Here is a 13,882-nt window from a genome sequence, read left to right on the forward strand (position 1 = left end):
GAGGTGCGCATGATAACTGTAGTCATGGCTCCAAGTGTCTCATGGGCTTGAGACCGGGGCTGGATATTCCTTGCTCTTCGCAGGAATGCGGGTTGTGATCAGGGATATGGGGTGGCTGGCCACCAAGGTTGAGACCAATGCATTGGGTAATGATATGTCGAGCGGTTCCGGCGTTTCGCTGTTGGGCCGTGATTGCGATGCCTTGTTCTTCGATAATCTGTGTCACGTTGGCCCTGTGGATCCAGTTCGCGCCGCAGTAAGTGCCTGACGTTTCACCAAGAAAACGTCCGCAGCCCCCTACCCTTGTGGCATGATTGGTGGCGGTGAAATCAATGACGAGTCCGGCGAAACGTCGCCAGTCCCGACACGCGGATTTATTTGGCGAAAGACATCTTTAATGAGCCGCAAGCGCTAGGCCAACACTTGCGGCTCACATTATAGATAAAACTAGTCCGGCTTTACCAGACAGATTTGGTTATCTAATTATTGTTATTACTCTTTATGGGAGGATAGCCATAATATACGGAACCGTAATGCGGTGAAGAAGTATTGTACTTTAACAACGTGTATGATTCTGCCTCGCCAACTTTTGTAATACTTTTTGCTAGACTGACTGGTGTATTGATGGCTCCAGCGTCAACTTTACTGCTGCCACTAGCAATTGAATTCCAAATTTTTGAAGCGAAAGTAGAACAGTTGTTAAGATAGCCCCATTTATCGTTATTTTTAATATTAGAATTCACTGTATTTAAATCAATTTGCCTTAAGGGTAATTGAATGGAAACATTCTGAAGATTAATACCATTGGAATTAAGCTTCGAATCAAGATTGAGCCACAGACCCTTATGTTCTCTACTGACATCTACAGATTCATCCCAAGTGCTTGCTGTTATAGATTTACCATCAGCAACGTTAATCCCAGCAATGTTTGCCGTAGAACCAGACAGGTTTGTGATCATAAGCCAAGAATGACCGAGATTCGTGAAACTAGATGATGAGCCGGATCCTGTAGTGGAATAAATCCGCAGTAAAGCTACAGCCTCTGCAGCGCGCGTTTTGTAATTAGCGCCCCGAGAAGGAGATGAGATAATTCTCAGATCTTCGTTATCTGTGGCTTTCTTGAGATCTTCCAGAGAAGCATTAGACGGAAAGCTAGATAGGATAGGACTCCTATAGGGAGTTTCGATAGATTCTGCTGCCGACGCATTTACTGTCACAGTTCCAGCCAATATTACAGATACTAGAGCAGTGACAATTTGTTTGAGTTTCTTCATTTATTTCTCTTTTTTGTCAGAAATAAAATAGTTTCGACAGCACCAGCAGCGACAAGGAAGGGAACCGCTCGTAAAAAATAAAGATATGAAGGAAAGCTAGACACGTATTCTGGATGCAGGTAGTCAAAAATAAAGCCGCTTACTGTGCGTAGGAGTCCGGCACACACTAGGAGACCTGCAAGAATGTGGCAAATTCGGCGCATATTGACTCGATTCTCGAACTGCGGAGGAATGAGCCCTATTGTAACTTGCTGGAGAGGCCAGGCTCAGTTCAAGGAACAGAAAAAGTGATATGAGCTGATTTTTGTTCCGCATTCCCCTAACTCGATGGGAGATGATGGGATTATGGCAAAGGGCACTTGATACGCGGGCGAGTTCAAGGTGAAGGCAGTCCGGTTGCGTGGGCCGCGTGTCGTTCTGCCTGTTGTCCGACGCGGAGGCGTACTGCCGGGCGAATGCTTCTGGGCGCCACCCATGCGGAACATCATGAAACCACAGGGGGGATTGCACTTTTCCACGCCGGTCGGCGAAGACGTTGAGCGCCGGCAGAACGGTGGAATGTCACCGGATTATTCTTGGGTGCCTGTAGGTGCCTCGTGGAAGACGAGGGTAATCGGCAGGTTTCCCAAAAATTGAAAGCCTTGGAACAAAGCCAAAAACAGCTGACCACGATTATCATCGGAGGTGCGCATGATGATGGTAGTCATGGTCCCAAGTGTCTCATGGGCTTGAGACCGGCGATGGTGCGATTGCGGGAATGGCGCAGAGAGCCGTGGGCTGGCCGCGGCCGATAGCCGGGCTATAACGTGGAACGTCATACGAATTGGCTCACTATGATCAGCGCACCAGCAGCGACAACCATGGGTGGCTCCTGCTCTGTATTTTGATGCTCCTATACATTGTCAAGCGTTTGGACCCGTTGTTTGGGTTCGGGCAGGTTCTGTGCTCCGCGTTCGATTTCGCTGATGCGGCTCGACGGCACGGTCGGCGACTCATACGACAACGCCATGGCCGAATCCGCCGACGGTGCATACGAGACCGAGCTGGTGTGGCGGCGCAAGCCATTCGCCGACCTGGCCGAGCTGGAATTGGCGACGTTCCGGTGGGTCTCGTAGTGGAACTCGAAGCGTCTCCACCAGTCGCTGGGCTACAGGGCACCGGAACAGATCGAAACCGAGTATTATGCAGACCAAGCGGTACAAGCCGCCTCATTATGAAGGCGGAACAAAATCAGTTCATATCAGTCCGAATCCGTCAACAGTACATACGAGACCGAGTTCGTCTGGTGCGACGTAAGACAGTCTTACTATATGGGTGAGAATCAGCCCGTTTTACATGTCGCTGAGCTAATATACGCAAATTAGCGATTAAGCTTTTCAATGTCTTTAGTGACTTTGCTGGGGGGAAGGATGGCTCGCTCGTCAAAGTAGGCAATGGGGTTCTTGGAGTCGTTGCGTTCGAGGGTTTTGCCGATCCAATTGTCGTAGTCGCCGTGAATCGGCTTGCCGATAAAGCCCATGCGCATATCATCGCGCTTGATGATGCCGTTGATCTTGGCGACGCACGCCACCACGTTGTCGGGGGTCAGGATGATGCCTATATCACAGCGGACCGCCCGGCCGGGTTCGAGCCGCCACCAGCTGTTGCCGGAGCGCCAGATTTCCTCGAAGTTGCCTTCCATCTTGGGATCCCATCCCACCAGATGCCGAGTGCCGCCCTCTGGCAGGTCCTCGACCCAGCCAAGTTCCCTGCGGGGGCCAAGTTTCATCGTCACAATTTCAGTCATACCTTATATCTTACAACCTTGTGATTCTGCCATCTTGGAAAGAAGATGGCAGAATCACAAGGCAACAATTCTCTGCTGCCGTGATACTCGTCGTGTGGGAATCCGAGCCGGACCGGGATATGTCGAATCACTTACCTCATGTCCAAGGTATCTTATATAAAAGATAAAATGCATACAAGATAAAATGCAACTGAATAAGGAAAACACCCGGATCGAGACGAAAGGACTGGTCATGGTCGCTATGAAGCAGGAGAAGATCGGCACTCGGAATGGTGCTTCCACGGTCCACGACGTGATGTCCCTCGCGATGGATTTGACTGATGTGCGTTCAAGTGTACGAGGTCGGGGCCGATATGTTCCTACGGGATATGTCGGGTATGACCAGCGAGTCAAAGGGCTTGCACTGGGGAAACTCTCCATTATCGGAAGCAGGGCTGGAGAAGGACATGACGTGTTATCGCTCGACATTGCTCGACATGCCGCCGCGGCCGATGTGCCTTCCTGTTTTTTCTGCCCCGACAAGTCCGCGATCGAAATAGGCAGACGAATCATGTCGGCAGAGGCGGGTGTGCCAATGGAGACTTTGTTTTCCGGTAACGATTTGGACGAGGGAGAATCCGTTCTATGTGACGCGGCCTATTCGCTATGTGAACGCATGCCTTTGTATATCAAGGCGGGGCGGTCCATGGATGCCGATTGCATCGCGGAGACCTGCCGTGGATTAAAACAAACCTCAGGACTGAAGCTCGTGGTGGTCGATGGGCTCCCCTCCATCGTTGATCACGTGGACGACGAACCTAGGGTTTTGGAACAGTTCTCCAAGCTGGCCCGAGACCGTGACGTGGCCGTGGTGCTCACGGATCTTGCGACGCGGGGACCGCTCAGAAAGCCGGGATTAGGCAATCTGATAAATGGCGAAGCGGAATGCCGATATGCGGACGCCATACTTTTCGTATACCGTCCGGAATTCAAGTGTGCCTGTGGGGGAGACGCCAACAAGGCTGAGCTCATGGTTCTCAAGCATCCATGGATTCAGCCATGTACATTTGAACTCCGTTTCCAGCCCGAATACTCGAGATTCACGAATCACTGACTTCCTCCGGCCCGATGCCCAATTTTGGTAAGTATAAGTGAGTGTCTTTCATAGGAATACGAAACGCGTCGCCGAAACAGTGACTATCAATATCGACCCGATTCGATATTTTGTGAGCATTTGATTTTCTGAGCAGGAAGTCCCCATTCCGTATAGGTTGTGGAAAGACATGGGAAACCAGCCAATGAGACGATACTCTATGAATTCGATGCCATAACGGCGGCTGGTGAAAATCGGAACTTGACTACGGAACGTACCGCGATCCGGATATTGGTTTCATCCAGACGAAAATGACCGGTGCAATCAACGGGGGTCACGGCATCCTCAAGCGCAAGGATGCCGTGACCCCATCCCCTAATGGAGTGGAATGGATTCGGATTCTAGATATTCCAATTGTCTTTTAGAGTTCTCTCAACTGCCGCCTCCACGGCCTTCTTGATGTCCTCATTGGAATCCGTTAACTTTGCATCGAGTGTTTCGTTATACGGATTGGTGATTCGAACCGTAGGCTTTTGATCCGTGCCAAGTCCGCCCCAATACGCTTTATACCAAATTGTGTTGAAGGATCCGGATTCCGGATCGGAAACTACATATCCGTCATCAAATTTAATGTTGAAGAAAAACTCACAAGTGATGATGCGGTCCACATCACTGCTTCCCGGATTTTCCAGCTTAAACGATTGGGCATAATACTGATTGTCGAACGGCTTGTGTCGTTTTGGCCACTCCCAATTGTCCGCAAGCGTTACACTCTTTCCATTTACAGGACTTTCCTCTGCCCATCGTGAAATAAGGTCCGCATGAACTGTCTGTAGCTTGCTGCGGACCGCTTCCGTGTACTTTTCGAATGATTGGCGAACGTTGACAAGTTGCTGCTCAATGCCATTGGCTTGAGAGACGAATTGTGTGATATCGGTGGACGTGTTATCCATTTTCTTCTGCTTTCGTTCCGGGGAATAATTATCAATAAACTGTTGAAGAAGATCAACGGCGCGAGGATCCGCGTCAAGTGAATACTCTCCCAACATTCCAAGCGCGTTTCTGAAAAGCTCATCGTAGTGGACATCGAAAAGATCCTGCCCAACTACAAGACCTCGCGCAGACGGATGATCTTTGAGAACAAACTTATTGAATGGGTGAAGGACAATGACAATAGCCGAATCATTATTGGATTGTTCCGCTGCCCAACTACGATAGTCAGCTAAATCGTTATAGAGACCGGCATCCACTTTATTTTCGATGGCGATGCTGATATCTGGCAAGTCCAAGAGAATGTCTATGCGATTATTCTTGCCTGTAGACGCTTCCGTGGACACGCTGACATCGCTGACATCCATGTCTTCCTTGTGAATTGTCCGCAGCAAAGCCTTGAGCATCAAATCCTTAAGGCCATGCCCTTCGGCAGGGTCGAAAAAATAGGCAAGGACATTGCTGCTGACCGTCTCACGTCGGGGGAAGCCGGCTATACGAAAGATGTTCGGACGCGTTGCCTCTGTGGAGGAAGCGGGCACTTCCGTGAATACCGCTATGGCATCATGCCATGTGTCCGACGCATTTATTCCATTTATCTCATTGATCATTGATATAGCCCCTTTTCTAATAGATAATAATAGACAATTCATTTGGCGGTTTTGAACCGCACCCTGATTGTTGGATGTTGTTAGCCCAACAAACGGGGTGCGGTTTAGTTTTCGTGCGCCGCCGTCTCTCCTTCGGGCTTTGCGAGGATGACGGTGATTTCTGTGTCTTTTTGTTGCGGGTCCAGTGCCAGACCACAGATGATTAAGGCGTCGTCCTGGACCGCTTCCTGCACGATTGTGACCAATGAGGTGACTTTGGCCATACCAATATTGGCGGGAGCCCCAATGTTGATCAGCGCCCTATCGCAGCATGACGGGTTGATCCCTTGCGCGGCGAGCGCGTCCGAGAATGCCTTGCTCGGATCATCTCCGGCATTGAACCGTATGATGCGTATGGCCGCGGACGCGCAGATGGAAATGACGTCCGAACAATCAATGTGAATGTAACTGTTCGAGTCGGTAAGCGATGTAACGATCGCCGCGGTCTGTTTCAGCGCGGTTTCGGCACTGATGCCGGGAGGCGGGATGAGATGGGCGGCCGGAGTCGCTTCGACGTCGGCAAGGGGAGCTGTGGAAATAGTCAGCTCCGTCTTGCCGTCCTCATTGCGAAACGTGACGATTGAGCGGTCGACATCGATGTCAGAGGTAAGCATTGCTGGTCCTTTCTGTTTTGTCTATTTTCAGTATGTAGAGGGTGAAGTTATTCTCGATCGAAGCCGTCGTCCTGGGGATTCGTGCATGGCAGCTGTGTCGCATAGGCGTGCACGCGTTCATTGAGCCGGTCGCAGCCTTGTTCCATGGTCTTGAACCATGCGTCGTCTATGGTGAAGCCATCCTCTCCGAACAGCGTCAACCGGTATCCGGGGAAAGCTCCCAATGATTCCCTCAGCCATAGCAAGGATCGCTTGGCGGTTAGGAGACGGATCGCCAGATCGGGAGGCAATGGGTCTTCATAGGAAGATTCCGACTGGTGGCGATTGTCGGGGTCAGAATCGTCATATTCCTCTCCGTTGTCGAAAATCAGCCATAGCAGATCGACGGCATCCCAGATCCGCTGATACGCCTCGCACTCGAAGAGCTCGGCGTCGATCTCGTCGCCGTCTTCGTCAAGCACTCGCGTTTTTTCGGAATTGGTACGTTCGACGGAAAACCATGAGACCTGATACCCCTGGCCGTCACGTTCCCCACGCTCCGGGCGCAGTTCCAGCAGGTCCCGCACGTCAATCGCTGTGGAGTCGAACGAACCGACGCAGGCCTCCACGCGCCACCCATCCCAGGCTAGGTCGGACAGCCAGTCGCACACGGTTTGAGCAAGCCTGTCGTTCTGACTGTTCAGCCATCCGTCGGACCGAGGAAGATGACCGGGCATGCGATTGCATGGGTCGATGACCAGATGCCTGCAGCGGAGCCATAATGTTGCCATCGCTAGTACCTCCTATTTTGTATCAAAGGTATCTTGTATATAAGATACCACATAAGCAGGTATGCTTGTAACATCGTTGTATGGGGAGGAACCGAAGTGAACCACATCATCACGCAACACATGGGCGGCAATGCATCCGCCGACGCACATGGCGGGGAGGACCCATGAGACCTGAATCCGATATATCCGGCGATGCTGCAGGTCATGGAGCTGATGGGCAAGCAGCGCATCAACCCAGCGGACGGGAACTACGTGCCCAGCGGATTCAAGGAATACGATAAACGCACCAACGGGTTCGCCCGAAGAACCCTCACGATCATCTCTGGATGGACATTGGCTGATTCGAGGAACCTGCAACTGGACATCGTGCGCCACGCAGCCGTGAGCGGCCTGCCGTCCGCCATCTTCTGCCCTCGATTGTCCGGCTGCGAAATCGCGGTGCGTATCATGTCGGCGGAAACCGACGTGCCGATGAAGGTCCTCCTCGCGGACGGCGGCCTCGATGAGGACGAAAGGGGATTATGCGACGCATTCTGCTCGCTGTGCGAGCATATGCCGCTGTATGTCAATTCGGAACGATCCATTACCCTGGACTCCATCATGGATGCCTGCCGCAGGCTGAAAAGAACCGTGGACCTGAAACTCGTGGCCCTGCATCGCATCGACGTCATCGCCGACAATTCAGGCTGCGAATTGGGCAAGGTGCTGGACAGACTCGCATCATTCGCCGACGAGATCGACATCGCCGTCATCGTGACATCGGAAATGGAACGGGGTCGGGTGCGCATAGACGGCAGAAGACCTCTGCTTTTCCACCTCAGGAATTCGGACTCTGTATGCCAGTACGCGGACACCGTGCTCATAGCTCACCGCCCGGGACTGTACAACGACAAGACGGATCCGAACGAAACCGAACTCATCCTCGCCAAGCACCCATGGCTCTCGCCGTGCACATTCAATCTCATGCTCAAACCGGAATACTCAAAATTCACAGACCAATGACAGGGCCGCGAAGACGCGGATCGCCGGGGGAACCGAAGGATTAAAACCTGCGGCCAGCGATGAAAACGCTTGATGCGCGCTATGTCCGCCACTGCTCCGGGGAACGGCAAACGTTTGGAGTTGCGGTTGGCGGTGTTTCCGGATTATTTTCGGGTGCCTGTAGGTGCCTCGTGGAAAACGAGGGTAATCGGCAGATTTCCCAAGAACGGAAAACCTTGGAATAGAGCCAAAAATGACCACATGTGATTATCGTCAGAGGTGCGCATGATAACTGTAGTCATGGCTCCAAGTGTCTCATGGGCTTGAGACCGGCGTGGATGCCGACGGCACGGATACAGGACGGCGGATTGGTAGACGCGTAGTATTAAGACGGTGTTCGAACGGTCAAGAAAAGAGGAACGAACATGTCGATGAAGGACACGCTGAAGAAAGCCAAGATCACGGCGATGAAAGCCAAGGACAAGGCCAAGCTCAACCCGATCAACCTGACGTTGGCGGACATCCAGAACCTGGAGATCGCCAACGGTCACGAAGCGACCGACGAGGAAGTGCTCAAGGTCATCCAGAAGGGCGTCAAGACCCGTCGTGAGACCGCCAAACTGTACGAAGACAAGGGACTGGCGGACAAGGCCGCTCCCGAAACCGCCGAGGCCGATTTCCTGGAAACCTTCCTGCCGGCGGCCGCCAGCGACGAGGACTACGCCAAAGCCGTCGCCGACGCCGTGGCAGAAGTGAACCCGGTCGGCCCCAAGGACATGGGTCGCGTCGTCAAAGCCGCTCGTGCCGTGCTTGCCGGCAAAACCATCGATGGCGGCAAGCTGGCCGGTCTGGTCAAGGCCGAGCTCAACAAGTAATCGTCTACGAGCAGCGTCTCTTTCCGCGTACGAAAAGCGGGTCCAAACAACAAACGTTTGGACCCGCTTTTCATAAGGAACGCGAATGTGCTGGCTCAACGCTCGTGATGGTCGATATGGTCGGACACCACGTCGCCGATGGTCTGCACGATCTGCACGAGAACGACGCACAGGATCACGGCAACGGTCATCACGTCGTACTGGTAACGCTGGTAGCCGTAACGGATGGCGATATCGCCCAGGCCGCCCGCGCCGACGGTACCGGCCATGGCGGAGAAGCCGAACAGGGTGATGAACGTCAGTGCCGCACCGCGCACCAGCGATGGCAGGCTTTCGAACAGCAGCACCTTGAACACGATCTGCAGGTTGCTGGCACCGAAGCTTTGCGCGGCCTCCACCAGACTGCCGTCCACTTCGGCGAGCGACTGTTCCACCACGCGCGCCACGAACGGAGCCGCGGTGATGACCAGCGGCACGATGGCGCCCGGCACGCCGAGCGAGGTGCCGACAATCAGTCGGGTCAGCGGGATGATGGCCACCAGCAGAATGATGAACGGCACGGAACGCACGATGTTCACGATCCAGCCGAGCACGGTGTTGAGCGGTGCGTTCGGACGGATGCCCTTTTTCGCGGACGTGATGAGCAGCACGCCGACCGGCAGGCCGATCACATATGCCAGCAGCGTCGCCACAGCAGTCATGATGATCGTGTCACGCACGCCTTCGACCAGCAGTTCGCCATAATCGGCGATGAATTGCGAAACCACCTGTCCCATCTCACTTCACCTCTTTCTGGGCGGAATCATCGGCCGCCCCATTCTTCGCGCCATCCGCCGTTTCGTGCGTATGCCGATGGTTCGTCACCTTCGCGTCGGCGATCAAAGTCTTCAGAATGTCACTGTGCGGATCGGCGAACAGCGCTTCCGTATCGCCCATTTCCACAATGCGGCCTCCGTCTATCATGGCCACACGGTCGCAGATGTTGCGTGCCACGGACAGCGAATGCGTGATGACGACCAGCGTCACATTAAGTTCACGGTTGATGCGACGTAGCAGGTCGAGGATCTGCGCCGTCGTGGTGGAGTCGAGCGCGCTGGTGGCCTCATCGCACAGCATGATGGACGGATTGTTGGCCAACGCCCTTGCGATGGCCACGCGCTGCTGCTGGCCGCCGGACAGCTGGCTGGGGTAGCGGTCGGCCAGATCAGCCAGACCGACCAGATCGAGCAGATACCGCGCACGTTCCTCACGCTTGGCTTTCGGCGTGTGGTTGAGTTCCAGCGGGAAGGTCACGTTGCGCAGCACGGTGCGCTGTTGAAACAGGCTGAAGTTCTGGAAGATCATGCCGATTCCGGCGCGCACGTCCGCCAGCTCCTTGCCTTTCACGCCGGTGATGTCTCGTCCGTCGATGAGCACCTTGCCGGAAGTGGGGCGTTCCAGCAGGTTGATGCAACGCACCAATGTCGATTTGCCCGCGCCGGACGAGCCGAGAATGCCGAAGACCTCACCCGAATCGATGGTCAGGTTAATGTCGTGCAGCACCTCATGCGCTTCGGCGCCACTGCCGTAGCTTTTGTGCAGATGGTCGATCTGAATCGTCATAATGTCCTGTTCCTAATCGTGTTCCATAACAAGAATGCCGCAGGGTAGTATACCTGCGGCATTGAACTCCTACTGCCGAAACGGGTCTTAGAAGACCGAAACGACAGCGCCCTTGTAGTTCTTGTTGATGTAGTCACGCACCTCGTCGGACTTCAAAGCCTTCTTGAGCTCCTTGGTCTTGGCGGTGTTCTCATTGCCTTCCTTCACCACGAGGATGTTCTGGTAGGTCTTCGCGGCCAGACCGTCGGCCTTCTCGGTGGCTAGCGTGTCCTTGGTCGGATCGAAGCCGGCCTGGATGGCGTAGTTGCCGTTCAGGGCCGCGATGTCGACATCCTTGATGACGGTCGGCACGACGGCGGCCTCAAGCTCCTTGAACTTCAGGTTCTTCGGATTGGAGGTGATGTCCTTCGGCGTGGCGTTGATGTCCTTCGGATCCTTCAGCTTGATCAGGCCGGCATCCTGCAGCAGCAGAAGCGCGCGGGCCTCGTTGGTGGCATCATTCGGCACGGCCACGGTGGCGCCGTCCTGAAGATCCTTCAGCTCCTTGGTCTTGCCCGGGTACAGGCCGAACGGCTCGAAGTGGATGCCCTCCACGGACACCAGATGCGTGCCCTTCTCCTTGTTGAAGTTGTCGAGGTACGGCTTGTGCTGGAAGTAGTTGGCGTCAACCTCGCCATCCTCGGTGGCGGTGTTCGGCTGCACGTAGTCGGTGAACTCCTTGACGACCAGCTTGTAGCCGTCCTTCTCGACGAGCGGTTTGACCGCCTTGTTCAGAATCTCCGCGTGCGGGGTCGGGGAGGCGGCCACGGTGATGGTCTTGTCGTCCTCCTTGGAGGCGGCACCGTTGGAACCGGAATTGCCGCAGCCTGCCAGGCCGAAGGTCGCGAGCGTGGTGACGGCGAGCAGTGCGCCGAGAATCTTCTTGTTACGCATGGTTGAGTTCCTCTCTCTCAATTTCGCTACACGGCCCGGACGCTTACTGCGGTTGCGGGCCAACGATTGACCAATATAGAGGAACCTGTGACGGCAACACGTCGCGCGCTTATCGGAATTATTTATAAAGGGCGCGAAAACCGCAGGAATATGCGAAAAACAAACTTGTGAATCGTAAATAATCTTGCGGAAACACCGTCATATAACGCCGAAATGCTTAAGCGCGTTGGCTATGCCGGCGTCGTCGACGCTGTCGGTGACGTAATCGGCCGCCGCTTTCGGCTCGTCGGTGGCGTTGCCCATTGCCACGCCGATTCCCGCGAATCGTAGCATGTCCACATCGTTGCCGCCGTCGCCGAATGCGATCGCATTGTCTTTCGTCCAACCGAAATGCTCCAGCATCACCTGCATACCAACCGCCTTGCCTCCATCGGCGGGAATCAGATCGGTGAAAGCGGGATGCCATCTGACGCCGCGCACGTTGCCGCACATGCTGGCGATTTCGGCTTCCATCGTCTCGTCCACATACGGGCTGATTTGGAACGTGGAATGGTTTGCGATGCGTTCGCGCGGATCATGCACGTCGATTTTCGGCGCGGTCTTGCCGAGACTGTTCCACGTGCGTTCCAATGCGGCGTTCGTGCGATTGAAATACCCGTAGTCGCTTTCCGCATAGTTGGCGACCACGTCGGCATGCGTTTCAAGCCAGTCGGTGATCAGCTTCACGTCGGCCTGGTCGATCGGATGCCGGTAGTCGAGACCGTCGCGCGTGGTGCAATACTGGCCGTTAAGTCCCACGATGCCGTCGAACGTGACGGGAATGGTATCAAGCACCACGCCCATGTAGGAGGGTGCGCGGCCCGAACAGATGAACACCTTCACGCCATTGCGCTGCAATGCATGCAACGCGTCGACGGTGGACTGCGGCACCACATGCGTGACGAAACTCGTCAACGTGCCGTCGATGTCGAAAAACGCCGTCTTGATGTCCTGAGCCATGCTGCCTCCATGAAAAACCATGTCAAACCCGGTATCCAGCTTACGAGGATATGTGCGAAAACGTCGTGCACGGCACGGAACACGACCACGAAAATAGGAAAAACGGCCGGATGTGCCTACAATCGTCAACCATGAGCGAACATATCGAAATCACGCCGGAGATCATCGAAATCAGGCACTATCTGCATGCACACCCCGAACGCAGCTTCAAGGAATACGAGACCAGCGCCTACATTGAGAAGCTGCTGCGCGCACACGACATCGAAGTGCTCAACAATCCGCTCGAAACCGGCGTGGTCGGACTGATCCGCGGCGACCAGCCGGGACCACGCATCGCATTGCGCGCCGATATCGATGGTCTGCCCATCCAGGAAGACACCGGTCTGCCGTTCTCATCCGTCAACGACGGCGTGATGCACGGCTGCGGCCACGACCTGCACATGTCGTACATGCTCGGTGCCGCGTTCTGGCTCGCCAAGCGCCGCAAACACATCAAGGGCTCCATCAAACTGCTGTTCCAGCCCGCCGAGGAACTTGGCCTCGGCGCGAAGGCCATGGTCGACGCGGGACTGCTCGCCGACGTATCAGCCGCCATCGGCGCGCACAACAACCCGAACTACGCGCCCGGACAGATCGCCGTCGGCCCCGAACCGATGATGGCCGGCTGCGTGAAATTCCATGTAACCCTGCACGCCACCGGCACACACGCCGGCTATCCGCACAAGGGCACCGGCCCGATCGAGGCGCTCGCCACCATGGTCCTCGCATTGCAGACCATCGTGAGCCGTAACGTCTCGCCGTTCCATCCGCTCGTACTGTCCATCACCGAAATGCACGGCGGCCACGTGTGGAACGTCGTACCCGACAAGGCGAGCTTCCAAGGCACCGTACGATACTTCCACAAGTCCGACGGTGAACTGGTGGAGAAACGCTTCAAGCAACAGGTCCAGTCCATTGCGGCCGGTTACGGCATCACCGCCGACATCGATTGGGACGACTTCCAGAATCCGCTCGTCTCCGATACGGAACTTTCCAAGATAGTCGCCGACAACGTGCGCGATTACGCCCAGCTCGAACCCATCCACCCGTCGATGGCGGGGGAGGACTTCTGCGATTTCATGCCCGTCACCATGCCGGTGTTCGCCTTCATCGGTTCCAACGGCGAGGAAGGCTGCCCGGATTGGCACAGCCCGCATTTCGTCGGTCTTGACGAATCGCTGCAAGCCGGCGTGGAATTCTACGCCAACGCGGCGCTGACGGTGCTCAACGAACTGTCGTGACGTCACGTGCGGAACGCCGTAATCGTAATTTTCATAATCGTAAAAAACACAACATA

14 protein-coding genes and 1 pseudogene are annotated in these 13,882 nt (G+C 54.8%); 5 read left to right on the forward strand and 10 right to left on the reverse strand.

Going from position 1 to position 13,882, the window contains the following annotated elements; all coding sequences use genetic code 11:
• Positions 1-479 precede the first annotated feature (479 nt).
• Together KSX58_RS08255 and KSX58_RS08260 are read right to left on the reverse strand one after the other, a co-directional pair.
• Entirely contained in the window at positions 480-1,274 is a 795-nt protein-coding gene (locus KSX58_RS08255; protein WP_217735868.1) for a hypothetical protein, read from the reverse strand.
• A gap of 569 nt (positions 1,275-1,843) precedes the next feature.
• Complete coding sequence (locus KSX58_RS08260) at positions 1,844-1,981, reverse strand: hypothetical protein (RefSeq protein WP_162882248.1); 138 nt, start codon at positions 1,979-1,981, stop codon at positions 1,844-1,846.
• 270 nt (positions 1,982-2,251) lie between these two features.
• On the opposite strand from KSX58_RS08260, the pseudogene KSX58_RS08265 reads away from it, so the two are divergent.
• A pseudogene (locus KSX58_RS08265) lies at positions 2,252-2,502 on the forward strand (IS3 family transposase); the annotation flags it as partial.
• A gap of 132 nt (positions 2,503-2,634) precedes the next feature.
• Here KSX58_RS08265 and KSX58_RS08270 read toward each other — a convergent pair.
• Positions 2,635-3,060 (reverse strand): protein-(glutamine-N5) methyltransferase, encoded by a 426-nt coding sequence (locus KSX58_RS08270; protein WP_075662579.1) that lies wholly within the window; start codon positions 3,058-3,060, stop codon positions 2,635-2,637.
• A gap of 184 nt (positions 3,061-3,244) precedes the next feature.
• Here KSX58_RS08270 and KSX58_RS08275 point away from each other — a divergent pair, with 184 nt between their 5' ends.
• A complete protein-coding gene (locus tag KSX58_RS08275; RefSeq protein ID WP_117320019.1) occupies positions 3,245-4,153 on the forward strand; it encodes a DnaB-like helicase C-terminal domain-containing protein in 909 nt (302 codons plus the stop codon).
• Between the two features lie 380 nt (positions 4,154-4,533).
• Here KSX58_RS08275 and KSX58_RS08280 read toward each other — a convergent pair whose 3' ends face one another.
• The 3 genes from KSX58_RS08280 to KSX58_RS08290 form a co-directional block, all read right to left on the reverse strand.
• Entirely contained in the window at positions 4,534-5,733 is a 1,200-nt protein-coding gene (locus KSX58_RS08280; RefSeq protein WP_217735867.1) for a PD-(D/E)XK nuclease family protein, read from the reverse strand.
• Positions 5,734-5,837: 104 nt separating this feature from the next.
• A complete protein-coding gene (locus KSX58_RS08285) occupies positions 5,838-6,386 on the reverse strand; it encodes a hypothetical protein (protein WP_229043250.1) in 549 nt (182 codons plus the stop codon).
• 47 nt (positions 6,387-6,433) lie between these two features.
• Positions 6,434-7,156, reverse strand: coding sequence for a hypothetical protein (locus tag KSX58_RS08290; protein WP_151911384.1), 723 nt, complete (start codon positions 7,154-7,156; stop codon positions 6,434-6,436).
• A 192-nt stretch (positions 7,157-7,348) separates the two neighbouring features.
• Here KSX58_RS08290 and KSX58_RS08295 point away from each other — a divergent pair, with 192 nt between their 5' ends.
• Together KSX58_RS08295 and KSX58_RS08300 are read left to right on the forward strand one after the other, a co-directional pair.
• Positions 7,349-8,158, forward strand: coding sequence for a DnaB helicase C-terminal domain-containing protein (locus KSX58_RS08295; RefSeq protein WP_236838046.1), 810 nt, complete (start codon positions 7,349-7,351; stop codon positions 8,156-8,158).
• Between the two features lie 404 nt (positions 8,159-8,562).
• Complete coding sequence (locus tag KSX58_RS08300) at positions 8,563-9,012, forward strand: GatB/YqeY domain-containing protein (protein WP_217736176.1); 450 nt, start codon at positions 8,563-8,565, stop codon at positions 9,010-9,012.
• A gap of 95 nt (positions 9,013-9,107) precedes the next feature.
• Here the strand turns inward: KSX58_RS08300 and KSX58_RS08305 are convergent, their stop codons facing one another.
• The 4 genes from KSX58_RS08305 to KSX58_RS08320 all read right to left on the reverse strand — a co-directional run bounded on the left by KSX58_RS08305 (position 9,108) and on the right by KSX58_RS08320 (position 12,546).
• A complete protein-coding gene (locus tag KSX58_RS08305) occupies positions 9,108-9,788 on the reverse strand; it encodes a methionine ABC transporter permease (protein WP_107646323.1) in 681 nt (226 codons plus the stop codon).
• Position 9,789: 1 nt separating this feature from the next.
• On the reverse strand, positions 9,790-10,614 hold the full coding sequence (locus KSX58_RS08310) for a methionine ABC transporter ATP-binding protein (protein ID WP_003810431.1): 825 nt from the start codon (positions 10,612-10,614) through the stop codon (positions 9,790-9,792).
• A gap of 87 nt (positions 10,615-10,701) precedes the next feature.
• Entirely contained in the window at positions 10,702-11,547 is an 846-nt protein-coding gene (locus KSX58_RS08315; protein WP_195561156.1) for a MetQ/NlpA family ABC transporter substrate-binding protein, read from the reverse strand.
• Between the two features lie 198 nt (positions 11,548-11,745).
• Positions 11,746-12,546: a Cof-type HAD-IIB family hydrolase gene (locus KSX58_RS08320; protein ID WP_021913803.1), complete on the reverse strand. Its 801-nt coding sequence runs from the start codon at positions 12,544-12,546 to the stop codon at positions 11,746-11,748.
• A gap of 131 nt (positions 12,547-12,677) precedes the next feature.
• On the opposite strand from KSX58_RS08320, the gene KSX58_RS08325 reads away from it, so the two are divergent.
• On the forward strand, positions 12,678-13,826 hold the full coding sequence (locus tag KSX58_RS08325; protein ID WP_035010785.1) for a M20 family metallopeptidase: 1,149 nt from the start codon (positions 12,678-12,680) through the stop codon (positions 13,824-13,826).
• The last annotated feature ends 56 nt before the right edge of the window (positions 13,827-13,882 follow it).

It is taken from the genome of Bifidobacterium sp. MSK.17.10, from assembly GCF_019129655.1.
In the GTDB taxonomy this organism is placed as follows: domain Bacteria; phylum Actinomycetota; class Actinomycetes; order Actinomycetales; family Bifidobacteriaceae; genus Bifidobacterium; species Bifidobacterium adolescentis.